The following is a 22606-nucleotide window of genomic DNA, read 5'->3' on the forward strand; positions in this document are numbered from 1 at the left end:
TCCCAAAGAAGCGTCCGCCGTTAGCAAACGGTTTCAACTGCGACCAACCGCTAGGCCACTGAATGGCTTGATAAAGGTCCCTTTCGGTCACCTTCCCTTGGCGCAGCTCACCTGTGGCTATCGCAACAGCAGCGATCGGATGGTGATCGTGCGCTGCATTGGTCGTGAGGAGTTCTTCCTCGAGCGCGTGGTGTTTCCGTTTGAGCTGCTGAGTTTTATGGCACCGGCTGAGTCGATGGTGCAGATCTGGACCCATGGTCTCGGCGGCCCCGAGCTACGTGAGAGCATCCCGGTGGAAGAGCTATGCGTGGAAACGCCCGAGCCGATGGACGTTCCCCGATCGATCTCAGGGCTGACTGGGTCGGTGCAGGAATGGCAGCAAGCCTCCTGAATGAGAGAAGCTCAGGCCTGAAATCGACAGCAGCGGCAGGGACCGCTTTACACTTGTTAAACATCAAGAGTTGCTTGAAGCGGCCATGAATCAACGCTGGCGCACGATCGCTCTTTGGGTTCTTCCCATCGGCGTAGCCCTGTTTCTGGGCTGGCAGGTGCTAGGCGGCGGCGGCAACCGGCTCAGCGCTCCCAACGGCCCCACGGTGGCACCACGCAATGCCGCTGTTGCCCGGATGAGCTACGGCCGCTTTCTCGATTATGTGGACGCAGGTCGCGTCACAGCCGTCGACATCTTCGATGGAGGCCGCACTGCTGTGGTTGAGGCGGTAGACCCTGACCTCGACAATCGTGTGCAGCGTCTGCGCGTTGATCTGCCCGGCCTAGCACCGGAGCTGGTCAACAATCTCAAGGAGCAGGGCATCAGCTTCGACATCCACCCGCCGCGTCAAGCTCCACCGGCCCTCGGCCTGCTGGGCAACCTGCTGTTCCCGCTGCTCCTGATCGGCGTCCTGGTGTTCCTGGCCCGCCGCGGCAATGGCATGCCCGGGGGCCCCGGCCAGGCCATGCAATTCGGCAAAACCAAGGCACGTTTTGCCATGGAGGCCGAAACCGGGGTGAAATTTGACGACGTTGCCGGTGTTGAGGAAGCCAAGCAAGACCTCCAGGAAGTGGTGACCTTCCTCAAAACTCCGGAGCGATTCACCTCCGTGGGCGCCAAAATCCCCAAGGGCGTTTTGCTTGTTGGACCTCCTGGCACCGGTAAAACCCTGCTCGCCAAAGCGATTGCTGGCGAAGCCGGCGTTCCCTTCTTCTCGCTCTCCGGCTCGGAGTTCGTGGAGATGTTCGTAGGCGTAGGCGCGAGCCGCGTACGCGATCTCTTCAAACGGGCCAAGGAAAACAGCCCTTGTTTGATCTTCATCGACGAGATCGATGCGGTGGGCCGTCAGCGCGGTGCAGGTGTAGGCGGCGGCAACGACGAGCGCGAGCAAACCCTCAACCAGCTCCTCACCGAGATGGATGGTTTCGAGGGCAACAGCGGCATCATCATCATTGCGGCCACCAACAGGGCCGATGTGCTCGATTCGGCGCTGCTGCGACCAGGCCGTTTCGACCGGCAGGTCCAGGTCGACGTGCCCGACATCAAAGGGCGGCTTTCTGTGCTCAAGGTGCACTCCCGCGACAAGAAGCTGGCTGATGACGTGAGCCTTGAGGCCATCGCTCGCCGAACCCCAGGCTTCTCTGGTGCTGACTTAGCGAACCTGCTGAATGAAGCAGCCATCCTTACGGCCCGCCGTCGCAAGGAGGCCACCAGCCTGGCTGAGATCGACGACGCTGTGGATCGCATCATCGCCGGCATGGAAGGCAAACCCCTCACCGACGGCCGTAGCAAGCGCTTGATCGCGTACCACGAAGTGGGGCACGCCCTCGTCGGCACCCTGGTGAAGGCCCACGACCCTGTGCAGAAAGTAACCCTGATCCCTCGTGGCCAGGCTCAGGGTCTGACGTGGTTCTCCCCTGATGAGGAGCAGATGCTGGTGAGCCGTGCTCAGCTGCGCGCACGCATCATGGGAGCCCTTGGCGGCCGTGCTGCTGAGGATGTGGTGTTCGGCCACGCAGAAGTGACCACAGGCGCCGGCGGCGATATCCAACAGGTTGCCTCCATCTCCCGCCAGATGGTGACTCGTTTTGGCATGAGCGAAGTGGGTCAGCTTTCGCTCGAGGCTGGCAACCAGGAAGTTTTCCTTGGCCGTGATCTGATGACCCGCAGCGATGGCTCTGATGCCTCCGCCGCCCGTGTGGATCTAGCCGTGCGCCAGATCGTGCAGAACTGCTACGAGGAAACGGTGAAGCTCGTCGCCGACAACCGCGCCTGCATGGATCGGGTTGTGGAGGTGCTGATCGAGAAGGAAAGCCTTGACGGTGATGAGTTCCGCGCGCTGGTGAGCGAGTTCGCCGTCATCCCAGAGAAGGAGCGTTTCTCTCCATTCATCAGTGATGGAGAGGTGGTCAGCGACAGCACGGCCGAGCCCGAAACCGCCCAGGCCTAATCAATCCACCACCGGATTCAGTTAAACAGCCCGTGCTTGAACGCACGGGCTGTTTTTGTGTGCCTCAGGTAAACACCACAGACACTGACGATCACCGACGCTTGCGGCAACGATCGGAGCAGTAGATCACCTCCTCCCAAACGGTTGCCCATTTCTTGCGCCATGAAAAAGGTCTGCCGCACACAGGGCAGACCTTGCTGGGCCGCTCCGACGGTGGCCGCCCCTTTCCCATCGGACGCTGCTTAGACGGCACGCACCGGACGCTTATCGATCACCTTGTCGATCAGGCCGTACTCCGCTGCTTCAGCGGGAGACATGAAGAAGTCACGGTCGGTATCTTCCTCGATGCGGCTCAGAGGCTGACCAGTGCGATCGGCAAGCTCTTGGTTGAGCTTTTTCTTGAGATACAGAATCTCGTCGGCCTGGATGCGGATATCGCTGGCTTGACCGCGCGCACCACCGAGTGGCTGGTGGATCATGATGCGGGAGTGCGTGAGGCTGCTGCGTTTGCCCTTGGCGCCGGCGCACAACAAAAATGCACCCATCGAGGCGGCCAGACCCACGCACACGGTTTGCACATCAGGCTTGATGTGCTGCATCGTGTCGAAGATGCCCAGGCCGTCGTACACCGATCCACCAGGTGAATTGATGTAGAGGAAAATGTCCTTCTCAGGATCCTCCGCTTCAAGGAAGAGCAGCTGGGCCACGATCCGGTTCGCGGATTCTGAGGTCACGGGCTCACCCAGAAAGATGATCCGCTCGCGCAGGAGGCGTGAATAGATGTCAAACGCCCGCTCGCCCCGGCCCGACTCTTCGATCACGATCGGGATCATCGACACAGAGGGCTTAGCAGCTGGCGCGATCCTACTGAGCTTCGGTCGAGTTCAGCGATGCTCGCGAGCTAGGGTCCAACCACTTCAAGGGATACGAGCGTGGGCGTGAGCCTCACCGTTGCCGACAGCAAGCGTGCTTTCCACAGCGCCTTCCCCTATGTGATCGCGCCGATCTACCGCCGTTTGGTGGATGAGCTGCTGGTGGAACTACACCTGCTCAGCCATCAGAAGGGCTTTCAACCCGATGGGCTGTTTGCGGTGGGGCTCACACAGGTGTTTGACAGCTTCTCAAGCGGGTACCGACCGGAGAACCAGCGTGAGCCCTTGTTCCTGTCCCTGTGCAGCGCCAACGGCTTCGATGGTGCCGCCCTGCGCAGTCAGGCTGAGCAAGCCCGCCAACAGGTGGGGCATCACAGCCTCGAGGAGATCAAGGGGTGGCTCTCCAGCCAGGGCCAGGGAGCTCCTGAGCTGATCGCCTCCTTATTGAAGAGCGTGCAACGCGAAGACTTCCACTACTCACGCCTGGTGGCCGTGGGTCTGCTCAGCTTGCTGCAAAGCGCTCAGGGTGCCGATGCCCTCGATCCCCAGGCCCTGCGCAACGCCGCCCACGAGATCGGTGAAGCCATGGGATTGATCAAGGATCGTGTGGACAAAGATCTCGGCCTCTACTCCACCAACATCGAGAAGATGAGTCAGGCGGTCGAGCTGATGGAAGAAACCTTGGCCGCTGAACGCCGCCGCCGCGAACGGGCCACCGAAGGCAGCCCTACCTGAGATCAAGGCGTCCAGCCAGGGCTGTGCCGACCGCACCGCGGCCATGCAGCACCAGCTGCGTTGCCCGCTTCACCACCACTGGAAGACCTGGAGGCAGGAGCTGCTCGTTGTCGAGCTTCTGAGGCTGCATGAGCAATTGCCAGTCGGCTCCTGAGGGCGGCTGAAGCTGCGGGGCCTGTGTGGGGCTGGGTCCGAGGAACAGCAGCAATTGATCGGCGCTCAACCAGCGCCAGCCACCGGCTGGTTCACCGTTCTCTCTGCTCCACAGCTGCAGGGCCGGGGTTGGCTCTGAGCGGCTCAACCCTTGATCCTCCAGCGCCCGGGCAAGATCGATCAACCAACGATCCCAAAACTGCCGCTCTCCGGGCAGACGCACCAGCAACTGCAGCCCAGCGCGGTATGGGCCCTGGGGCTGCTCCAGCAGCCGCAGGGCGAAACCGGCATCCTGCAACCGGCGCAATTGTTCAGCTCCCAGCCCGTAGCGCTCCGCCAGAGCTGTGCGCAATAAGGCCGTGGAGAGTAGACCGCGCAACAGCAGCTCGAGCCTGCGCCCGCGCAGTTCAAGCAGTGGGGTCGTAGCGGTTGCTGCGGGAAGTGAGGGCACCATCAGACCCGAGGGCGCCGCCTGCAGAGAGTCAGAGCTGGCATCGGCTTCGCCCTGCCAGAGCAGGGCGGAGCCTTCGCTGCGCAGGCTCAGGCAACCCTGCTGCAAACCCATCGCCAAAGGCGCAATGGGACCCAACATCTGAGCAAGGGCAGCAGGGTTCCAATGCACGGCCTCCTGTTGCAGCAACTGCTCACTACAGCGTTGATTAAGGCCCCGAGGTAAGCGACGCTGCACCTGCAGCTGGTCCTGCAGCAACTGGTGGGCCAGTGGGTTGGGGGCAACCACGATCAGATCGTCGAGGCGTATGCCATTGGCCGGCACTGGGGACGAAGCAGGGGCAGCAAACACGAGGTAGGCCCCTGCATCGCCATGGGGCCCCCAAAACTGCCACCAGAAACGCCGTTGCGCGCGCCAATAGCGCTCTGCAAGGTCTGGGCCCAGCCGCTGCTGCCAAAGGGCCGGTACCGGTTGCGTCGGCCGCGCGGCGAAGCTCTGAAGCAGCGCGGTATCGGGCATGAGCCGATCGAGACCGCTCGCCAACTTGCGAGGCACCAACAGCAGCAAGGCTGTAGGCACCACCAGCAACACAGCCGTGCTGAGGGCCGTGAATCGCAAGGGGAACGTTGGGAAGCGCGGAGGGCTCAGGCGCACGCCGGCACAGCGGTGTAGAGGGTGGTGCGCTCGCGCACGGGCCGCTGCAAAGACACCGCGGCGCGGCGCAGCGCTTCTGGAGTCTGGGCGGTGCCGCCCAGAGCACCGGCAGCGCTGGTGATGCTCTCTTCCATCAAGGTGCCCCCCAAATCGTTACACCCCCAGCGGAGCGCTTCGGTTGCACCAGCAAGGGTGAGCTTCACCCAACTGGGCTGATGGTTGGGGAACCAAGCCCCCAACAGCAGGCGTGCCTGGGCCGTAAGAGCGAGCATGGAGCCCTGATCAGGCTGGTCGCGCCCTACCCGCTGACGCAGGGCGGCTGGAGCCTGCGCGCCGATGAAGGGAAGCAGCACGAACTCACTGAAACCACTGTGTTGATGCTGCCAGGCCGCTTGCTGCAAAGCCACCAAGGTGAGTAGGTGGGCAGCTCGATCGGCTGTGGATTCGAGATGACCGGCCATCAGGGTTGCCGTACTGGGCAAACCACTACGGTGCACCTGCAACACCACGGCACACCATTGCCGCGCTGAGAGCTTCTCCGGGCAGAGCCGAGCACGCACCGATTCGCTCAGCACTTCGGCCGCCGTGCCAGGAATCGAGCCAAGGCCAGAGGCTTTTAAGCCATCAATCACGGTCTGCAGAGGAATCTGATCCTGCTCCGCGATAAACAGCAATTCCTGAGGAGAAAAGGCATGCAAATGCAGTCCCGGAGCCGCCTCACTTAGCGCTTCCAGGAGGGCTTGGTAGTAGTGCAGTGCAGAACCATCTAGCCGAGCCTCCGGATTCAATCCGCCTTGGATGCACAATTCGGTCGCACCGAGAGCGCGGGCCTCTTCGGCGCGAGCCTGCAGGGTCTCGAAGCTGTGCCAGTAGGCACCACTGGCGCCTGGATCCCGGCGAAACGCGCAGAAGCTGCAGTGCTGCAGACAGTGATTGGTGTAATTGAGATTGCGATTCACCACGTAGGTGACGGTCTCACCCACAAGTTCACGACGCAACTGGTCGGCTTGCTCACGCAAGAGTCCACTGGCTGGCAGTGACAGCAGCCGATGAGCCAACGCAAAGGAGCGATCGCTGGATGGTGAAGCGCTGAGCAGCTCTTGAAGATCCTGCTGTTGGTGCAGATCCCAGAGGGAGTGCTCAGGCGCTCCGTCACGTGGTCGGTCCGGGGAAACCAGAACCGTTTCAGAGGCCTGCCACGCCGAAGCTTCGAGCCAAGCCCAGGGCTCGCTCACCGAAGGGCTTTGGACTTGGTCTTAGGCCGTGGTTTCGGCGCCGCAGACAGTTGCTGGCGGCGACGCCGATCACGCCATTCGACGGTGGAGAGGTAGATCACCCCACCACTGACGAACACAAGCAGCGAGGCTGCGAGGATGGCCAACACGTTGTTGAGCGTGAGGCCGGCAACAACAATGTCGCTCACGCTCAGAAGTTGATGGTGCCGTCGCCGTTACGACCCCAAACCACCATGGCGATCGAGAAGGTGAAGACGGCGCAGAGAGCTGCCCAACCTGCGGTGATCAACATGATGCTGTTGCAACTGTGGAAAGAGTGTAGCCAGCGTCGGGGGGCAGACTGAGCTGGAAGAGCGGCTTGTGATCCGATGGCACAGCAGGCGGTACAAGAGCGGCAGCGCGTGGAAGCTCGCTATCCCGAGGGCCGCGTGATCGTGCTCGACGACGACCGCAACACCTTCCAGCACGTGGTGGAGGTTCTCGTGCGTTACATCCCAGGCATGAATCCTGATCGAGCCTGGGAGCTGGCCCACCAGATCGACGGCCAGGGATCGGCTGTGGTCTGGAGCGGGCCTCTAGAGCAGGCGGAGCTCTACCACCAGCAGCTCGCTGCTCAAGGTCTAACGATGGCACCCGTGGAGCGATGCTGATCAGCGCCGGCTGCGCTCTAACAACTGAAATAAAGGCCTGGTCCGCAGCCTGTTCGACTCGGCGTCGAGCACAAAACTGAGGATCCGGCCCGAGCACACGGCCAAGCCACGCACCTGATGGCGGCCGCGCTGCTCAAGGCTGATGACCTGGGACGACGAACCCAGTTGCCGCAGCACTTCTTGCCGGAACAACTCGCGTTTTTCAGGCTTCGCCCGGGCAGCCATGGCGGCAGAAGAACGGCATCAAGATCTAGCAGGGATCTCTAGGGTTGACGACCACACGCGGCAACGATGGGGCGGCTGGTGATCACGCACAGCACCTACCTGGAGGGTCTGATCCCTCTGCTCAAGTGCCTTGTGCGCGATCCAGCCATCGACACGATCACCCCAGCCGTCATTGCCAGGGTGCGCGGCAGAGCGCCGGAACTGCGTTTGCGGGTGTCCACACCGATCACCGGCGGCTGGAAGCTCGTGGCCCGACGAGGCAGCAGTGCTCAGGAGGTGTTTGTGGTGACCGGGCTCACAAGTGAAGACCTCCAAGCCAAAATTCAGCAAGCACTGAGCCGCTGAAACCACAAACCTCCGGGATTGTTTAGGCCTTGATGCCTTCGCTCAGCACGCAACCCGCCGAAAATTACAATCAGTTTCTTTTAGCCATAACGATAACTGCGGCGACCACGCACACCTGGACTCAAAGAGAAGATGCCACCTTCTTGAGGATTAGCAGCAAGGTGTTGTGAATCCATCGTAAAGCGTGCGGAGGTGACATACAGCACGTCAAGATCTGGACCGCCAAATGTGCAGCTTGTCGGCCACGAGCAGGGAAGATCGATCACGCAGTCGACCGTTCCATCAGGCGCAAAGCGAACAACACAAGACCCACCAACAACGCGGCAATTCCAAAGAAAACCGTCCTGATCAAGACATGAACCGTCGGGAAGCCCCCTTGGAAAAGATTCAGCAAATGGTTGGGGATCCGTGAGTTCACCGAGAGACGTCAGTCGATAGGAACGAATCTCGTTCAAGGTTGTATCAGCGGTTAAAAACCTACCGTCATCTGTCCACACCATCGTATTCGGGATGCCATGGGCATTCGGGAGAAGGCGGCTGACCAGGCCTGAGGCGGAGACGCGGTAATAGGCACCTGTGCATGCGTTGGTGGCAACGGGCGTTCCGTCGGGAAGAAAGTTGTTGCACATCGTGCCGACCCAAAAGGAGCCATCCGGCGCAACACAGCCCTCGTTGAGGCGATTCTTGGGCATATGAGGCTCCGGAATTGCCAAGGCAACCCAGGTGGAATTGAAATCCCAGAGCTGAATATCGCGGAGCAGCCCCACGATGGCTCCCCCATTCTTGCAAAGACCAATCGACGTAGGGAAATCGGGCGGTCGCCATGATTCGAGCGTGCCGGAAGCGGGGTCGAATCTGTGGATGCGTTGGCCGAGGATGTCGATCCACACAAGGCGGTGGGATCGATCGTCCCAGACGATGCTCTCGCCCACGATGTTGCCAGCCTCACACAGCAGCTTGACATTGCAAGAACGAGCGGATGTCATCGGCTTAGGCGAGGGGCATCTGGCTCATCTCAAGAGCCCATAGTCGCCTGAAGGCTGATGGCACAGAGGCCCGCCGTCAACAGGCCTGCCGCCGACTCAGCTCCAACTGGCGCTCAAGCCAGTTGGCTGCCGTACTGGAGAGGGAGTCATTCTGTGCATGACTGAGATCTAGCAGGGCTTGATAAGTCGAGCAGGGCAAAGCAATCGTGATCCGCCGAGGCTTGCGTCCGACGACCCGACAACAAGCAAAAGAAGACGTCTGTGGATGGCGTGAAGCAGAACGGGTGACATCAAGCCAGCCAAAGCAACAACGGCCGAAAGACAAGCATTCCCTGGATAGCTCGACCAGTCAAGCAGGGGAGAAAGGTCGTCACGCCAACAATACAGTCTGCGAAGCAAGCGACATAGATCCCTGCAAAACCCCTGCGCTGCAGGCACTCTCAGAGGAGCTATGAGTCGTTTACGGATCTAGATATGCCGCAGACGTGCATCACGACACGCATCAGTTACCTTGCAAGATTCGTTTGAAGTACTGCGCGTTGCTGCAGCAGTTGGAACTAAATCTCCGGAAACAAGCCGGCGTGCAGGAGGTGGATCGCGTTGAGCAGCACAGTGAATCCCACGGCCCAGGTCAGTGCGACGGCCCAACCTCGACCACCATGATCCTGGGCGCCCTTCCACATCGCACCTTGAACTGTGAAGGCGATAAATAGGGCAAACACCTGCAAGGCCCTAAGGAGTGGGGCGTAGATCTGCATCACAATGCTGCGCTTTGCAGCTCACCATCCCGCATCGGCTGGGACTGTGGCTTGCACCAAGCAGGGTGGATTTCACCACCTCAATGCCAGAGCTGCAGCTTGATCTGGGTTTCTGAGAACCGCGCCAACTCCTTCGATGGGTGAGGGCCTGGAATCAGAGCGGTACTCGTTGGGCTTGAAAAGGGTGAACCGCTGTGCCGTTCCGCCCCAGATTCCGACCTGGATAAACCAGAAGGGGAGTCAAAGCGAAGATTCGTTTCCGGCTACGAGGCCGGTCTACGGCACTGTCGCGACAGACGCCCCAAGTCGAAAAGGGAGTCAGATCAGAAAACTGTAGAAGGCAGTCACCAACACAGCAGTCCTCTGGAATCCTAAGACGACTAAGCCGTTTTCGGCTCTTGAGGCAAGGGCCAGATCTGCCGCACCTGCTCTAGGCGCTGCATCGCTTCCTGGCGCCGAGCCTGGGGGTCGTGCTGCTGCAACAGCACAGTCACATGACCAAGCTTGCGGCCCGGAGAAGAGCCAGCTTTGCCATACCAGTGCAGATGAACGTCTGGGAGGTCTGCAAGGGCTTGGCGCTGCTGGTCGTAGCTGCAGTGGGGATCATCAGCACTGCGTTGCTCAAACCCGAGCAGGTTCACCATCAAGGCTCCAGGCATCAGGAGCTGGGGCTCTGTGACCGGCTCACCGGCCACACAGAGCAGCTGCAGATCGAACTGGCTTTGGTCGCAAGCCTCGATCGAGTAATGACCTGAGTTGTGAGTGCGGGGCGCGAGCTCGTTGATGATCAGCCCACGAGGGCCATAGAAAAACTCGATTGAAAGCACCCCCACGTAGTTGAGGGCTGTCAGCAGCGAAGCGGCCATGTTGCGCGCAGCCTGTTGCAAGGCATGGCTGGTCTCAAATGGCGCCAACACCCAATCGCACACCTGATGGTGCTGATGGGTCTGCACCACCGGCAGGCACACCACATCACCGAACTGATCACGGGCCGCCACCACAGCCAGCTCAAGCTCAAAGCTCACGAACTCCTCAACGATCCAGCCGTTGGAGTCGACCCGCTCGAGCAAGGCCTCTAGATCGGTATCACTGCGGAGCACAACCGTGCCTTTGCCGTCATAACCACCACTGCTGGCCTTAGCCATCAAGGGATACGCAAAGCCTTGAGGCAGCATCGGGCCCAGATCCTGCGGAGACTGTTGAGGCCGTTGCCCCTCAGGCACTGGGGACGTGGGTTCGGGTTCAGGGCGTTCATGCACTTGAGCCAGGGGGAACCAGGCCGGGGAGGGCAGGTTGAAGCGGTTGAGCAGCTCGCGCTGGCTGCGTTTGCACACCAGCGGCCGTAGTGCCTGGAGATCGGGCAGGAAGCACGCACCCTCGGCGGCCAACGGGGCTAAGCCATCGAGATCCACCCACTCGTTTTCAAAGCTGATCGCCCTGCACCGCCGCGCCAACTCCCGGGTGGCCGCCACATCGCGCACATCCGCCTGCACCACACTCGTAGCCAAGGGCACAGCAGGGTCGTTGGCTCCGGGCGTCTGAACATGCAGCTCCACACCGCGATGGCGAGCCGCTTCGGCCAGCATCCAGGCCAGCTGACCGCCTCCCACGATTCCAACCGACCTAGCAGCGCCCATGCGCAGGAATGCTCAATCAATCAATTTCGCATCCCCTGGGCCGGAGCTGCTGCGATGAGCCTCAGCTGAAACCTTTGTCGCCAGCGAAGGCGAAGCGCACCAAGCTAAGCAATAAAACGATCACAAACAAAGCCAGACCCACTGTGCAGGCGTAACTGATCTCCAGTTCAGCGAACGCTTGGTCGTACACGTAGTAAACGAGGGTTTTGGTGGCGTCAGCCGGCCCGCCCTGGGTCATGAGATACACCTCCTCAAACACCTTGGTGGCGGCGATTGCTGAAATCACCGCCACCAAGGTCACGTAGGGGCGTAGCAGCGGCAGGGTGATGTCGAGGTGTTTGCGCCATCCCTCGCTGCCATCCAGCTCCGCCGCCTCATAAAGATCGGCGCTGATGCCTTGCAGGCCGGCGAGGAAAATCACCATGTAGTAACCGAGGCCTTTCCAGAGGGTTACCACCATCACTGAGGGCAATGCCAGCAACGGATTGGTGAGGAAGCCAATCGGCTTGAACCCACCCGGAACCAGGGCGCTGAGCCATCCGTTGATCAGGCCGGTTTCGGCATAGAGCCAGCGAAAGGCGATCGCCGCCACCACAATCGACACCAGCACCGGCGTGTAGAAAGCAGCTCGAAACCAGTGAATGCCAGGGAGCTGGCGGTTCACCAGCACCGCCAGGGCCAGCGAGCCGAGCACCACCGGGGGAACCACACCCACCAGGTAAAGCAGGGTTGTGCCGAGCACTTTGAAGAACATCGGGTCGCTGAGCAGGCGGCGGATGTTCGCCAGACCCACGAACTGCAGCGGCTCGCTCACATCCAGGCCGCTCTGGGTGAAGCTCATCACCAAAGCCATGGCCGCCGGAATCAACACCGAGAGGCAGATGAGAACTAGGCCCGGGGTCAGAAAGCCCCAGGCGGTTGCGGAGGACGCACCGATGCGGGGGGAACGCTCAGCCATGCAACCAGCCGTGATCGCGCCATTGTGGGAGATCTCTTCCGATCAGCCAGTCGCACCATGCTGAGCAGCCCGGCCCCGCGGACCAGCGATCCGCTGGAGGTGCTGCAGCGGGTGTTCGGTTACGCCAGCTTCCGCGGCCCGCAGGAAGCCATCGTGCGGCACGTGATTGGCGGTGGATCAGGCCTGGTGCTGATGCCCACCGGCGGCGGCAAATCGCTCTGCTATCAAGTGCCGGCGCTGTGCCGCCCTGGGCTGGCGGTGGTGATCTCGCCACTGATCGCCCTGATGCAAGACCAAGTGGAGGCCCTGCAGCAGCTCGGGATTGCTGCCGCCGCCCTGCATTCCGGCCTGGAGACAGGCGAAAGCCAACAGGTGTGGCGGCAGCTGAGCGACGGGCAGCTGGATCTGCTTTACGTGTCGCCGGAGCGGCTGCTGAGCGGTGATTTGCTGGAGCGGCTGGGATCCGCACCGCTGGCCCTGTTCGCCATCGATGAAGCCCATTGCGTGTCGCAGTGGGGGCACGACTTCCGGCCTGAATACCGACAACTCGATCAACTAGCGCAGCGCTTTCCCCAAGTGCCGCGGCTAGCCCTCACCGCCACCGCCGACCCGCGCACCCAGGTCGACATTCGCGAGCGGCTGCAACTGCAGCAGGGCGAGATCTTCCTCGCGAGCTTCGATCGACCGAACATCCGCTATCTGCTGCGGCACAAACAAAGCGGCAACGCGCAGCTGCTGCAGTTTCTGGCGGAGCACCGCGGCGAATCAGGGATCGTGTACGCCCGCTCCCGCAGCCGGGTGGATCGCGTGGCTGCGGAACTCAAGGCCGCTGGCTACGACGCCATCGGCTACCACGCCGGGATGGACTCTGAAACGCGGCGCCAGGCGCTGCAACGCTTCCGACTGGGCAGCGGCGTGGTGGTGGTGGCCACGATCGCCTTCGGCATGGGCATCGACAAACCCGACGTGCGCTTTGTGGCCCATGTGGATCTGCCCAAGAGCCTTGAGGCTTATTACCAGGAGACAGGCCGGGCGGGCCGTGATGGCTTGCCGGCGGTGGCCTGGATGGCCCATGGCGCCGGCGATATCCCCCAGCTGCGCCGCTTCATCGACGACTCCGGCGCCAGTGAGGAGCAGAAACGGATCGAGCACGGCAAGCTCGAGGCCCTGATCGCCTACAGCGAAGCCAGCGGCTGCCGGCGCCAGGTGCTGCTGCGCCACTTCGGCGAAACCCTGGCCGAACCCTGCAACAACTGCGATGGCTGCCTGGAACCCCAGCAGCGCAGCGACTGCCGCGTGGCCACTCAAAAAGCACTATCGGCGGTGTATCGCACCGGCCAACGCTTCGGAGCGGCCCATGTGGTGGACGTGCTGCTCGGCGGCAACACCGAGCGCATCCGCACGCTCGGGCACGACCAGCTGAGCGTGTACGGGATCGGCAAGGAGCTGGACCGAGGCCAGTGGCGTGCCCTGCTGCGGCAGCTGGTGAGCCTCGGGGCCTTGCTCTCGCCGGCGGAAGCCAAGGGTGGGTTGTGTTTCGGTGCGCCCGAGCTGGTGCAACCGCTGCTGAAAGGCGAGCGGGAGCTGGAGCTAGTGCTGCCGCCACCAGCGAAGGAACAACGCCGCCGCGGAGCCAGCAGCGGATTCGTTACCGATGTGGCCGTGGCTGCCGACGATCCCCTGTTGACCGCCCTCAAAACCTGGCGACGCGACCAGGCGCGCGAGCAGGGCGTGCCGCCCTATGTGGTGTTCCACGACCGCACCTTGGTGGAGCTGGCGGTGATCCGTCCCGGCTCTCTCAGCGAACTCGGCGGCGTGAGCGGCATCGGCAGCGCCAAGCTGGAGCGCTATGGCGCAGCACTGCTGGAGGTGTTGGAAGCAGGTCGTTGAACGGCCGTGTCTCCAAGGCTGGATATCCATGGATATCCAGCCTTGGAGAGGGTTTGACCAACAGCACTCGGCGAAGAGCGCCCAGCGGGCATCGCCGAGTGCCAACGGCTGGTGACCGATAGCCTCAGACGACAGCAGCGTTGTTCCATGAGCGCCACGGCCGCCGCGATCCGCACCATCGAGGTAGCACTCAGCGCCAATCCGTATCCGGTGGTGATCGGCCGGGGAGCGCTGCCGGCCCTCGGCGAGCAGATCCTGGGGCAGGGCATCAAAGCCAGCACCAAGGTGCTGATCGTGACCAACCCAGTAGTGAACGAGCACTACGGTGCCAAAGCCTTAGCGAGCCTGGAGTCCGCTGGCTTCAACGCCAGCCTTCTGGTGATCGAGGCCGGGGAAGACCAGAAAACTCCCGCCACGGTGGGGCTGATCCACGACGCTGCCTTTGCGCGCAAGCTGGAGCGCGGCTCGCTGATCGTGGCCCTCGGTGGCGGTGTGGTGGGCGACATGGCGGGATTTGCTGCGGCCAGCTGGCTGCGGGGCATCGCCGTGGTGCAGGTGCCGACCACCCTGCTGGCGATGGTGGACGCCTCCATCGGCGGCAAAACCGGTGTGAACCATCCCGGCGGCAAGAACCTGATCGGCGCCTTCCACCAACCCCGCCTGGTGCTGATCGATCCCGACACCCTCGCCACCCTGCCGGAGCGGGAATTCCGCGCTGGCATGGCGGAAGTGATCAAGTACGGGGTGATCGGTGATCCCGAGCTATTCCGCGAGCTGGAAGCAGCCGGGGAGCGGCTGGCCTCGATGGACACCCTCCCGGCCGCCTTGCTGCAGAGCGTGCTGGAGCGCTCAGCCGCTGCCAAGTCCAAGGTGGTGGCGGCGGATGAAAAGGAGGGGGGCCTGCGGGCGATCCTCAATTACGGCCACACCCTCGGGCATGTGGTGGAAGCCCTCTGCGGCTATGGCACCTATCTGCACGGGGAAGCCGTAGCCATCGGCATGGTGGCCGCCGGCGAGTTGGCGCTGGAGCTGGGCCTCTGGAGCCCCGATGATCAAGCCCGCCAGCGGGCGGTGATCGCCGCCGCCGGGCTGCCTGGTCGCTGGCCGGAACTCAACAACGCAGCCGTGCTGCAGTGCCTGCAGGGGGATAAGAAGGTGCGCGATGGCTGCGTGCGCTTCGTGCTGCCCACCAGCCTCGGCCGCGTGGAGATCCGCAGCGACGTGAGCGGCGAGCAGGTGTTGGCGGCACTGGCACGTTGCAGCTGAGCGCACGCTGACCTGTGCTCGAGGCGGTTCGTTCAGGCCAGCGGGGGATCCTGCAGAAACAAGGCATCGCTCAGGCCCTGATCACCAGAGGCTGCTGAGCGAGCAAACGCGGCCCAGCGGAAATCGCCGAGGGTGTGGGGATCCACCAGACGCAGCAGTGCTTCGCGGCGTGCCAGCAAGGCATCGAGGCCCACGCCGCGCTGTTGCTGCAGCCCATGCAGGCGCTGCGCCAACCCCAGCGCCAAGAGAGCCTCGCCCTGACGGCGCTGGCCCAGGGGCTGCCAGCCTGTGGCCAGCGCCGCCTGCTCCAGGGTTTCCAGGCAGAGGTGGGCGGTGAGATCCCAATAACCGGGCTCCTGCAGCGGATCGGGGCTGGCCTGTTGTTGCCGGTAGGCCATCAAAGTGCCGTTGCTGCGGTGGGGGGCGTAATAGCGCCAGGCTTCATGGGCGTAATCAATCACCAACAGCACACCGGAGCCCAGCGCTGCGGCAGCGGCCTGGAGCCAGGGGTCCTGCTCGGGATGGAGCTCCGTGCACCAGCCGGGCGGGCGCTGGGAGCCGGGCTGCAGGAGGCTAAGGGTTTCGAGCTGGGCGAGCTCCTGCGGCACCAGGGGGTCGCCGGGCTCAAGCCGTAGCAAGGGCTGGGCGTCCGGCATCTCGTGCAGGGCCAGCTGCTGGCGGCGCCAGAGGGTGCCGTCCCACACGATCCTCTCTACCGCCAGGGCATCGAGCACTTCGTGGGCCAGCAGCACACCCCGCACGGGCTGAGCCGCCAGCTCCGCGAAGCTCTGCCAGCGGCAGGGAAGCGGACACTCGCGCAGACGCGCGCGCTGCCGCTCGGCCATGCCGGCATTCGGTTCAATCAGCACCAGCGTGGTGCGCACCGCCAGCTCAGGCCAGCCGGCCGCCAGCTCCTGGGCCAGTTGCAGCGCCAGATCCCCTTCGCCGGGACCAGCTTCCAGCAAGACCAAGGGTTGATCAGCAGGCTGCTGCTCAAGCCACTGGGCGATCTGGGGGGCTAGCAGGGCAGCGAAGTCTGGGCCGAGTGAGGGGGAGGTAGCGAAATCGCCGCGGGGGCCTACCTGCAGCCGGCCACTGCCGTAGGCGCCGTGCTCGGGATCGTGCAAGGCCCACTGCATATAGGTGCGGAAGGGCACGGCGCCGCCGGCCTCCCGCAGGCGCTCCGCCAGCCAGGCGGGAGCGGGATGGAAAGGCGCAGCGACAGAACTCACGCGGAGGTGGCGGACTCAGGGAGAATGCTCGCCACTGAAGCAGGCGCGATGGATCGAGTGATGAGCTGGCTCACGAGCGCGATCCTCAGCCTGATGCTGGTGCTGGGCCTGGCGGCTGCTCCGGCCCTGGCCTACGACAATCCCGACCTCCTGCCCGATCACCCCACCCCCGTGATCGACCTGGCCAAGATCCTCACCGATCCCCAGCGCGCTGCGCTGGAAGCCGAACTCAACGATTTTGAGCAGGTGAGCGGCTGGAAGCTGCGGGTGCTCACCCAGTACGACCGCACGCCGGGCTTAGCGGTGAAGGAGTTCTGGGGGCTCGATGAGCGCAGCCTGTTGTTGATTGCCGATGAGCGCGGCGGCAACCTGCTCAACTTCAATGTGGGCGATGCACTGTTTGCCCTGATGCCGCGCACCTACTGGGTGGAGCTGCAAACGCGTTTCGGTAACCAGTACTACGTGCGTGACAACGGTCAGGACGCAGCCATTGTTGATTCGCTTCACACCGTGAAGGGCTGCCTAGAAATCGGCGGTTGCCAAGTGGTGCCGGGCTTGCCGCAGGAGCAGTGGCTGCTCACCTTGGTGACCTCAATGCTGGGTGGACTGATCGTGGGCTTCGCGGCCTATCCCCGCAAACCCGAACACACAGTGGAATGGGCCTGGGTGCTGCTGCTCTCGCCCCTTTGGGTGATTCTGTTTGGCGTGTTTGGCGTGGCTCCGATCGTGACCCGCACACCCGATCTCCTTCCCTTGCTGCGCAATGCCCTTGGATTCGTGGGAGCGATCGTTGCGGCGTACCTCATCGCTCAGAACACGGTGGGCAAACAGCGCCTCAAAGACAGCGAGAGCTGAATTTGGCGGGGTCCTCAGCCTCAGCCGCCCTGGGCGATTGAACGAGGACCGAGGCGATCGAGCCGCTCGAGCCGGCAACGGATTGAATCGGCAGGTTCACAGGCTGGCTCGACGGCCACAGGTTCCACTGGGCCGATTGAGGCACGCAACTGTTGAAGGTTGCTCTCGTAAAACGCTTTGAGAGCTGCATAGCGCTTCACGGGCTGCCCGTAGTAGCTGCGGCCGGCCAGAGTGGGAAACGAGGCCCATTCTGGTGCCAGCTTGGCGGCCAGATCCGGTGAGAACAGGCCCTGATCGGCGAGGTGCAAAGCACCGCGGCGCTGAATCAGAAACAGAGCTGCCTGATCCTGCACCTCAGGCCCAAACCCCTGCAAACGCAAAACACGACTCGCCATGGCCCAGGTGAAGGGCATGAACTGATAAGCACCGGCAGCAGCACTGGCATAGCGGCCGGTGGAGATCACACGGTCGGGATGGCGATCAAGACCAGGCATCAATCCACCGCCAAACATGATGCGATAACCGACATCTTCACCGCGGGCCCACGTGCCTTCGGCGAAACGAATGGTGTTCAGCAACGCACGCCGCTCAGGGGTGAGGGCATAACGGAAGAACCGCTCAACGGCTGAGGGCCCATCGCTCACATTGAGCATGGCCAATTGGGAGCGGGGGCGGCCCGGATTCACGAGCCCCATGGGCCGCGCCGCCATCAGCGGGGGAGGGGTAGGGGCTGAGAGTCTCAGAGGCTCGATCAAGCGAGAGGAGGCGCTTTCAGCTGCGGCTGGCGCCTGACAGCCGATGGCCAAGGCGACACCACCAAGAGCCAGAGCCAAAACGCGCGCAGAACGACGCTGAGAAACGTTCGAAGTCAAATCAAGCCAAAAGAGGAACAACAAACCCTTGATGCGACAAACAACGCATCAAGAGATCAGGTGTTGTTGTGCAGCCCCTGATCTAGGATCAGAAACGATCTCAGAGCCTAAAAGACTGAAGCGAGAGCTACAAACAACCAGTCGAGCAGAAGCTTTCGAAGAGAAGTGGCTGGTGCGACTAGCATTTGAATGCGTTTAGTTTGCATCACCAACAGGAGCACGAGAAATACTTTAGTGCCAGCACAAAAACCGTCTACAGCCAACATCAACCGTGAAGAGGCATTCAAATCAGGCAGCCTCACAGGGTTTTTAAACGCTACGACTCAAACAATTCCTGATGCGACATGGCTGCATTCTTCTGCATTGCAGTAGCAATCAGCACGCCTGCCGCTTGATCAGCTCCATCGCTGGGGAGCGCGTCGGCCAGGGGAGCATTCAAGGGCTGATCCAGCTGCCAGTCGCCCTGCTCCAGCTGGGACCTACTCAGAAAACGGTGCCATCCATGGCGCTGCAGGGCTGCTTCCAGCACCGGGGCTTCTGCAAACCCTTCCCGCCGCACCAGGTGGATGCCAAGGCCCGCCGCAAGAGCCTCACAGAACGTGCTGTAGCCAGGTTTGGTGAGGATGCGGCTGCAGAGGGGCATCAGCTCCAGCGGCCTCAGATCAGGTGGGATCAGGCTGGCGTTCGCAGCTGCCGCGGCGAGCGAGGCATCGTTGACCAAAAAATGATGTTGCGGCCAGCCCCGCAACAACTGCGGGGCAAGATCAAGCCCTAGACCCCCGAAGCCCACCAGCACGGTGCGATCAACCGGGGCGCTCAGCTGCAGGCGATGGCGGAGCTGGGTTGGACGATGGCGTGGCCGGCCCGGCGTCAGGCCCACGGCCGTGCTGGGCAGCCCCCACTCCATCGGCATCGAGAAGGGGCAGCGAATCAGGGCATCGCCCTGGCGATAGGCCTCCAGGGCCCGGTTGGCCCAAGGCTCAAAGGCCTCGCCCATGGGGCGGTAAATCGCATCCCAGCCGAAATTGGCCATCCACACCAAGGGTGCGCCGATAGCTCGGGCCAGCGCAGCCGCCGCCGGTGCTACATCTCCCAACACCAGCACGGGTTCGTGCTGCGCGCGGATCCAGCGGGCCTCGGCATCGATCTGAGCGGGCAACTGCCGATCCAATTGCTGCAGCGCCGCCAGAGTGGCCTTGGCATCGGCGCCGAGCGCATCCGCCTGGATCACACCCACATCCCAACGGCAAGGCCGCTGCTCAAAAGAAGCAGACCCGAAGGCCAGCTGCAGAAAAGCCGGGGCCAGAGGGGTGGAAAGCACGAGCCGCCAGCTGGGCTTCTGTTGATGCAAGGCGGTGAGCACGGCCGCCACACGAGAGCCATGGCCGAAGCCGTGGCCGCTCACGCAGGCATAAATCAGCACGCCTGAAGCTCCTCCATGCGCATCAGGGTCTGGCGATAACGCAGGCCACCATCGGGGCCATACCAGCGATGGCTGATCTCACTCAACTGGCCATCGCGCAGCTCCACCCAACTGAAATGGCGCAGGGCTTGTCCCTGCTCATCGTGGCTGTGCCGCGGAACAAAGGCCGTATTGAGGTAAGCGGTGCCGGCCCGATCCTGATAAAAGCTGAGCCGTTCACCTTGGCCGCGCTTAAGGCGATGGTGCATGTGCCCGAACACCACCAGGGGCAGCGGCCGCCGCTGGCGAATCTGATCGATGGCCAGGGCGAGATCCTGATCGCCCCAGTCGCAGGCCGGTGGTTTCCAGTCACGCCCGCAGGGATCACCGGCATGGCTGCCGAGACCACTCGGGCCGCAATGGGCCAGAAGAATGAGCGGAAGGGCTGGATCCGCCGCCAGAGCCGCCGCCGTGATGCGGGCGGCTGAATCCTGGAGGCTCACCGGACCGAAGACCGACTGAGCCGCTTGGTTCATGTGAAAGCCACCGCCGGCGCTGGCCGGACGGCCACCCACCACAGCCAGGCCTGGAGGATGAAGTTCGCGCAATGCCCAGCCGCAGTGGCGATCACCAAGTGCATCGAGCTGACGTTGCAGGGTGCGGCCGCTGGCATCCCGGCCGGTGTCATGGTTGCCGAGGATGCAGGCCAGGGGCATCCGTAACCGCGCCAGACGCGCCGGGATGAGGGGCTGGCCGTCGCTGAGGTCGCCGACCACCAGCAGTGCGTCGGGTGCTAACAGCTCAAGCAGCTGCTCATCCACGTTGTCCCATTGCCCATGCAGATCTCCGGCGACGGCGATGCGGAGCTCTGCCAAACGGATGCCTAGGCTTCCGCCATCCTGCATCAGGTAGGGCCGGACCCTTGGTTTTCGCGGCAGCCCAGAACACCACCGGCGGTTGCCCGCCCCACGCCGAGCTGCCTGCAGCCATTGCCGAGCTGAAGCGGCAACGCAAGGCCGTGATCCTTGCGCACTATTACCAGGATCCTGAGATCCAGGACATCGCTGATTTCATCGGCGATTCGCTCGAACTATCCCGCAAGGCCGCCGCCACCGACGCCGAGGTGATCGTGTTCTGCGGCGTGCACTTCATGGCGGAGGTGGCCAAGATCCTCAGCCCGGACAAAACAGTGCTGTTACCGGATCTGGAGGCCGGCTGCACCCTGGCGGATGCCTGCCCAGCCGATGCTTTTGCGTCCTTTCGCGCTGAACACCCCGACCACCTGGTGGTGAGCTACATCAACTGCTCAGCAGCGGTGAAAGCCCAGAGCGATCTGATCTGCACCAGCAGCAACGCGGTGGATCTGGTGCAGCAGCTGCCCGCCGATCGCCCGATCCTGTTCGCACCCGATCAAAATCTGGGCCGTTGGGTGCAGCGCCAGAGCGGCCGAGAACTCACCCTCTGGCCCGGTAGCTGCATCGTTCATGAAACCTTCAGTGAGCAGGCGCTGCTGCAGCTGAAGCTCGAGCACCCCGGCGCTGAAGTGCTCGCCCACCCCGAGTGCCAACAGCATCTGCTGGATCACGCTGATTTCATCGGATCCACCAGCGCCCTGCTGCGCCGCTCCGAGGCCAGTGAGGCGAGCAGCTTCATCGTGCTCACCGAGCCTGGAATCCTGCACCAGATGCGCAAGGCGGTGCCTGGAAAGCAGTTTTTCGAAGTGCCTGGCGCCGATGGCTGCAGCTGCAATGCCTGCCCCTACATGCGCCTGAACACGCTCGAAAAACTGTGGGAGTGCCTCACGCAGATGGCACCGGCAATCGAACTGGATGAAGCGATGCGCCAGCGGGCCCTGGCGCCGATCCAGAAGATGCTTGAGATGAGCCGCTAGTAGCTGTAATTCGCCACAAACAGGCTGGCGTCTTCCGATGGCTCTGAGCCGGGTTCGTAATGGCCGCTGCTGGCCGCACCATTGGCGCGGGCTCTGGCCAGCAGAGCCGCCTGGCCGGCCGCTGCATCCTTCCCCCCCCAGTGCTGCAGACAGGAATGCTGAAGAGCACGGCCGTAGGAAAACCCCAGATGCCAGGGCGCATAGCCCTGCGCTGCGACTTGGTTAATGGCATTGAGGCAAAGGCTCGCGTCTTCCTCACTGAGTCCACCACTGAGAAACAAAATTGCCGGAACCGCTGCTGGCACGGTGCGGCTGAGGGTCCGCAGGGTGAATGCGCCCACCTCTTCGGCGCTGGCGCTCTGGGGGCAAGCGGCGCCCGCGCAGGTCATCGAAGGTTTCAGCAGGCTGCCTTCCAGGAACACACCATTGATCGCCAGGGCCTCATAGGTGGTGCGCAGCACCCACTCCTGCACCGAAGCGGTTGTGGTGATGTCGTGGTCGCCATCCATCAGGATCTCGGGCTCCACAATCGGCACCAGGCCGTGTTCCTGCACCGTTCGGGCATAGCGGGCCAGGCCCCAGGCGTTCTCGCGCACGGCCAGCTCCGAAGGCGCGCCATGGCCACTGATCTGAAGCACGGCTCGCCATTTGGCGAAGCGTGCACCGCGGGCGTAGTAGCGCGCTGCGCGTTCGCCAAGACCCTTGAGCCCGGTGCACCAGCTCTCGCCTGGCACCCCGCCAGCCAACGGTTCGCCCCCCTGATCCACCTTGATGCCGGGCACGATGCCCTGTTTCTGGAATAACTCCACGATGGGAGCACCGCCGGCCTCGGCAGTGCTGTCTTGAAAGAGCGTTTCCTCGTAAAGGATCACGCCGGAGATGTGCTCACTCAGACCGTCGGTGGTGGCCAGCAAGGTGCGGTAGGCGCGCCGGTGCTCTTCGGTGTTCTCCAACCCGATCGCATCAAAGCGCTTGCCAATGGTGCCGGTGGATTCATCCGCCGCCAGCAGGCCCGTGCCCGGGGCTGCCAGGGCAGCGGCAGTGGCAGCGAGCTCATCGCGGTAGTCGTTGAGCGCCATGGCAGCAGGCCAGCGGGTG

The 22606-nt window shown here is 62.9% G+C and carries 25 protein-coding genes and 1 other RNA gene; 9 read left to right on the forward strand and 17 right to left on the reverse strand.

The features are described 5' to 3' along the window. Nucleotides 1-67: 67 nt before the first annotated feature. Nucleotides 68-391, forward strand: a complete 324-nt coding sequence (locus KJJ24_RS04800) for a DUF1830 domain-containing protein (protein ID WP_371811778.1) — start codon at nt 68-70, stop codon at nt 389-391. 85 nt (nt 392-476) lie between these two features. Beyond that, entirely contained in the window at nt 477-2441 is a 1965-nt protein-coding gene (ftsH, locus tag KJJ24_RS04805) for an ATP-dependent zinc metalloprotease FtsH (RefSeq protein ID WP_214341800.1), read from the forward strand. Between the two features lie 91 nt (nt 2442-2532). On the opposite strand, the gene KJJ24_RS04810 is transcribed toward ftsH, so the two are convergent. Both KJJ24_RS04810 and clpP read right to left on the reverse strand, forming a co-directional pair. Continuing rightward, nucleotides 2533-2673, reverse strand: a complete 141-nt coding sequence (locus KJJ24_RS04810) for a DUF2256 domain-containing protein (protein WP_010308870.1) — start codon at nt 2671-2673, stop codon at nt 2533-2535. A 10-nt stretch (nt 2674-2683) separates the two neighbouring features. Further along, entirely contained in the window at nt 2684-3274 is a 591-nt protein-coding gene (gene clpP / locus KJJ24_RS04815; protein WP_214341803.1) for an ATP-dependent Clp endopeptidase proteolytic subunit ClpP, read from the reverse strand. Between the two features lie 99 nt (nt 3275-3373). On the opposite strand from clpP, the gene psb29 reads away from it, so the two are divergent. After that, nucleotides 3374-4048, forward strand: a complete 675-nt coding sequence (gene psb29, locus KJJ24_RS04820) for a photosystem II biogenesis protein Psp29 (protein ID WP_214341806.1) — start codon at nt 3374-3376, stop codon at nt 4046-4048. Here the strand turns inward: psb29 and KJJ24_RS04825 are convergent. From KJJ24_RS04825 to petN, 4 genes are read right to left on the reverse strand one after another with little or no spacing between them, the layout of a single operon-like run. Next, entirely contained in the window at nt 4041-5270 is a 1230-nt protein-coding gene (locus KJJ24_RS04825) for a hypothetical protein (RefSeq protein WP_214341809.1), read from the reverse strand. The two genes, psb29 and KJJ24_RS04825, sit on opposite strands and share 8 nt — an antisense overlap. Before the next feature lie 26 nt (nt 5271-5296). Further along, on the reverse strand, nt 5297-6541 hold the full coding sequence (locus KJJ24_RS04830) for a CofH family radical SAM protein (RefSeq protein WP_250544925.1): 1245 nt from the start codon (nt 6539-6541) through the stop codon (nt 5297-5299). Next, nucleotides 6538-6729 carry a hypothetical protein gene (locus KJJ24_RS04835; RefSeq protein ID WP_250545047.1) on the reverse strand — a complete coding sequence of 64 codons (192 nt, stop codon included), beginning with the start codon at nt 6727-6729 and terminating at the stop codon, nt 6538-6540. Before KJJ24_RS04835 ends, KJJ24_RS04830 begins: the two co-directional genes overlap by 4 nt. Before the next feature lie 2 nt (nt 6730-6731). Further along, a complete protein-coding gene (petN, locus tag KJJ24_RS04840; RefSeq protein WP_214341812.1) occupies nt 6732-6833 on the reverse strand; it encodes a cytochrome b6-f complex subunit PetN in 102 nt (33 codons plus the stop codon). A gap of 76 nt (nt 6834-6909) precedes the next feature. Between petN and clpS the strand changes: the two genes are divergently transcribed. Next, nucleotides 6910-7191: an ATP-dependent Clp protease adapter ClpS gene (gene clpS / locus KJJ24_RS04845; RefSeq protein ID WP_214341816.1), complete on the forward strand. Its 282-nt coding sequence runs from the start codon at nt 6910-6912 to the stop codon at nt 7189-7191. On the opposite strand, the gene KJJ24_RS04850 is transcribed toward clpS, so the two are convergent. After that, nucleotides 7192-7416 (reverse strand): hypothetical protein, encoded by a 225-nt coding sequence (locus KJJ24_RS04850; RefSeq protein ID WP_214341819.1) that lies wholly within the window; start codon nt 7414-7416, stop codon nt 7192-7194. Between the two features lie 66 nt (nt 7417-7482). Between KJJ24_RS04850 and KJJ24_RS04855 the strand changes: the two genes are divergently transcribed. Further along, the gene (locus KJJ24_RS04855; RefSeq protein ID WP_214341822.1) at nt 7483-7761 is read left to right on the forward strand and encodes a DUF2103 domain-containing protein; all 279 of its coding nucleotides are present in this window, start codon (nt 7483-7485) and stop codon (nt 7759-7761) included. Nucleotides 7762-7841: 80 nt separating this feature from the next. Here the strand turns inward: KJJ24_RS04855 and KJJ24_RS04860 are convergent, their stop codons facing one another. The 5 genes from KJJ24_RS04860 to KJJ24_RS04880 form a co-directional block, all read right to left on the reverse strand. After that, nucleotides 7842-8747, reverse strand: a complete 906-nt coding sequence (locus KJJ24_RS04860; protein ID WP_214341824.1) for an SMP-30/gluconolactonase/LRE family protein — start codon at nt 8745-8747, stop codon at nt 7842-7844. Between the two features lie 557 nt (nt 8748-9304). After that, the gene (locus KJJ24_RS04865; RefSeq protein WP_214341827.1) at nt 9305-9505 is read right to left on the reverse strand and encodes a hypothetical protein; all 201 of its coding nucleotides are present in this window, start codon (nt 9503-9505) and stop codon (nt 9305-9307) included. Nucleotides 9506-9687: 182 nt separating this feature from the next. Then, nucleotides 9688-9870, reverse strand: a non-coding RNA gene (gene ssrS, locus KJJ24_RS04870) — 6S RNA. A gap of 15 nt (nt 9871-9885) precedes the next feature. Continuing rightward, nucleotides 9886-11142 (reverse strand): 5-(carboxyamino)imidazole ribonucleotide synthase, encoded by a 1257-nt coding sequence (locus KJJ24_RS04875; protein WP_214341830.1) that lies wholly within the window; start codon nt 11140-11142, stop codon nt 9886-9888. Between the two features lie 61 nt (nt 11143-11203). Then, nucleotides 11204-12100, reverse strand: a complete 897-nt coding sequence (locus KJJ24_RS04880) for a carbohydrate ABC transporter permease (protein WP_214341833.1) — start codon at nt 12098-12100, stop codon at nt 11204-11206. A 24-nt stretch (nt 12101-12124) separates the two neighbouring features. Here KJJ24_RS04880 and recQ point away from each other — a divergent pair, with 24 nt between their 5' ends. Both recQ and aroB read left to right on the forward strand, forming a co-directional pair. Continuing rightward, a complete protein-coding gene (gene recQ, locus KJJ24_RS04885; RefSeq protein ID WP_250544926.1) occupies nt 12125-13990 on the forward strand; it encodes a DNA helicase RecQ in 1866 nt (621 codons plus the stop codon). 147 nt (nt 13991-14137) lie between these two features. Beyond that, nucleotides 14138-15256 carry a 3-dehydroquinate synthase gene (gene aroB, locus KJJ24_RS04890; RefSeq protein ID WP_214341837.1) on the forward strand — a complete coding sequence of 373 codons (1119 nt, stop codon included), beginning with the start codon at nt 14138-14140 and terminating at the stop codon, nt 15254-15256. A 32-nt stretch (nt 15257-15288) separates the two neighbouring features. On the opposite strand, the gene KJJ24_RS04895 is transcribed toward aroB, so the two are convergent. Further along, a complete protein-coding gene (locus KJJ24_RS04895; protein WP_214341840.1) occupies nt 15289-16488 on the reverse strand; it encodes a class I SAM-dependent methyltransferase in 1200 nt (399 codons plus the stop codon). 60 nt (nt 16489-16548) lie between these two features. Here KJJ24_RS04895 and KJJ24_RS04900 point away from each other — a divergent pair, with 60 nt between their 5' ends. Beyond that, on the forward strand, nt 16549-17343 hold the full coding sequence (locus KJJ24_RS04900) for a TPM domain-containing protein (RefSeq protein WP_250544927.1): 795 nt from the start codon (nt 16549-16551) through the stop codon (nt 17341-17343). Nucleotides 17344-17363: 20 nt separating this feature from the next. Here KJJ24_RS04900 and KJJ24_RS04905 read toward each other — a convergent pair whose 3' ends face one another. From KJJ24_RS04905 to KJJ24_RS04915, 3 genes are all read right to left on the reverse strand, one after another. After that, nucleotides 17364-18053, reverse strand: a complete 690-nt coding sequence (locus KJJ24_RS04905) for an endolysin (protein WP_371811779.1) — start codon at nt 18051-18053, stop codon at nt 17364-17366. A 478-nt stretch (nt 18054-18531) separates the two neighbouring features. Further along, nucleotides 18532-19638: a hypothetical protein gene (locus KJJ24_RS04910; RefSeq protein ID WP_214341858.1), complete on the reverse strand. Its 1107-nt coding sequence runs from the start codon at nt 19636-19638 to the stop codon at nt 18532-18534. Then, a complete protein-coding gene (locus KJJ24_RS04915) occupies nt 19632-20522 on the reverse strand; it encodes a TIGR04168 family protein (protein WP_214341861.1) in 891 nt (296 codons plus the stop codon). The genes KJJ24_RS04910 and KJJ24_RS04915 overlap by 7 nt, the downstream gene beginning before the upstream one ends. 17 nt (nt 20523-20539) lie before the next feature. Between KJJ24_RS04915 and nadA the strand changes: the two genes are divergently transcribed. After that, a complete protein-coding gene (gene nadA / locus KJJ24_RS04920; protein ID WP_214341864.1) occupies nt 20540-21508 on the forward strand; it encodes a quinolinate synthase NadA in 969 nt (322 codons plus the stop codon). On the opposite strand, the gene KJJ24_RS04925 is transcribed toward nadA, so the two are convergent. Beyond that, complete coding sequence (locus tag KJJ24_RS04925; protein ID WP_214341866.1) at nt 21505-22587, reverse strand: class I fructose-bisphosphate aldolase; 1083 nt, start codon at nt 22585-22587, stop codon at nt 21505-21507. The genes nadA and KJJ24_RS04925 overlap by 4 nt on opposite strands. Between the last annotated feature and the right edge of the window lie 19 nt (nt 22588-22606).

This window comes from Synechococcus sp. LA31 (assembly GCF_018502385.1).
Classification (GTDB): domain Bacteria; phylum Cyanobacteriota; class Cyanobacteriia; order PCC-6307; family Cyanobiaceae; genus Vulcanococcus.